The organism is Mesorhizobium sp. M7A.T.Ca.US.000.02.2.1 (genome assembly GCF_003996995.1).
Lineage (GTDB): Bacteria > Pseudomonadota > Alphaproteobacteria > Rhizobiales > Rhizobiaceae > Mesorhizobium.
Map to the genome: position 1 here is coordinate 1 of NZ_RZTT01000386.1, position 1680 is coordinate 1680.

Below are 1680 nucleotides of genomic sequence, written 5' to 3' on the forward strand. Positions count from 1 at the left end.
ATGGTAGGGCGTGCTGCCGACGATGCGGCTATACTCGGCGCTGTCCGGCTCCATGTTGAAATCACCCATCCAGATCGCCGCCAGCGGGTTTTCCGGCTCCGCTTCGCCGCTGGTCCAATTGCGCGTGGGCTCGTCGTCGACGCCGCTCCACGGTCCGCCATCGGACGGAGCCCGGCGATGCTCGGCCATGAGGTAGTCGATCTGCTCCAGCCGCTCCTCGGCCGCGATGTGGGCGAGATGCAGCGACAACACCCGCACCGGCCCTGCCGGCGTGCGGATCATGCATTCAAGCGCGGCGTTGCGGGTATTGAGCGGCCGCTGCGTGCGGCGCATTGGCAGCGCATGCAGCCGCGACCAGACGATCGGCAGTTTCGACAGCACCATGGTGCCGAACTGACGGCGTCGATTGACCAGACGGCCGTCGCGCCTTTCGCTGGCATCCATGTCGAAGGCCGGGCCGTAGACCCAGTGATGTTCGGGCAGCAGACGGGAAAGCAGCTCCGGCTGGTCGTCGAAATTGCTGCGCTGCCAGTGCCGCTCGACCTCTTGCAGCGCAATGATGTCGGCGCCGGCAACGATGCGCGCGGCGCGCGAAAGATCGTAGCGGCCGTCGCGGCCGAACCCGTACTGGATGTTGTAGCTGACCAGCTTCATTGCTTATCCGGCTCAATTTCGTGTTGGCAGTAACGGTTCGATGCCACGGTTGCAATGTGCAGGGGAATGGACGTGGCTTGGACCAGCCTTGCCCTTCACCGGGATCATGCACCGATCCCGAAGCACTTCGATATCTTCCGTGCGCCGGAAAACGGCGTGCGATGCCTTATGTATTCAGCGGCTGGAACCGGCCGGGTGGCGACGCCGCCAGTTCGGTCCAGTCGATCTCTTCCTCCAGGCGATGATAGGCTTCGTCGCCAATCGTCCCGTTGCGGCGCAATTCCTCCAGCGCGTCGCGCTGGCTCTTGATCGCATAAAGGCGCAAGCGGTCATATTCGGTCGCCGCCTGGGCATCGTCGGGATTTTTGGCGATCTTGCGTTGAGCGGCATATTGCTCGCGCACCGCGGCCGCCGCGTCCGATGTCTTGCCGCTTAATATGTCCAGCGCGGCCTGCATGACCACGACGCGCGCCTGCGCGACCTCGCGGTCGACCGTTTCGTCCGGGTCGAGGTTCAGCAGCCGCAGCAGCGGCTTCAGGCTCATGCCTTGCAGCACCAGCGTGCCGAGCACGACCGTGAAAGCAGCGAGCACGATCGGGTCGCGGGCCGGGAAGTCAGCCGGCAGGGCGAATGCCGCCGCAAGCGTCACCAAACCGCGCATTCCGCACCAGCCGATCAGCACGCCGCCACGAAACGACGGAGCGTCACGCTGACGATCAGCCACGCCGAAACGGCCAAACCACCTGATGATCGCGCCGCACCCCAGCACCCAGATGAGGCGTGAGACGATGACGATGGCAAGCACTGTCCCGGCCAGGACGAACGCGTCGGTCTGCCCCTGCCCGGCAAGCCTGCCGACGATCGTACGCGCCTGCAGGCCCATCAGCACGAAAGCCAGAACATTGAGCACGAAGACCGCCGTCTCCCAGACCGAATAGGAGCTGATGCGGTTTCTGGCCGGCATGCGGCGCGGTGCGGTGCGGGCGATCGTCATGGCATAGACGACTATGGTGATGATGGCCGATA

2 protein-coding genes are annotated in these 1680 nt (G+C 64.7%); both read right to left on the reverse strand.

Going from position 1 to position 1680, the window contains the following annotated elements:
• Positions 1-654, reverse strand: a 654-nt coding sequence (locus tag EOD15_RS27205) for an endonuclease/exonuclease/phosphatase family protein (protein WP_127409011.1), incomplete at its 3' end; no start/stop codon positions are given.
• A gap of 166 nt (positions 655-820) precedes the next feature.
• A partial coding sequence (locus tag EOD15_RS36995; protein ID WP_245463775.1) for a cation:proton antiporter occupies positions 821-1680 on the reverse strand: 860 nt, incomplete at its 5' end.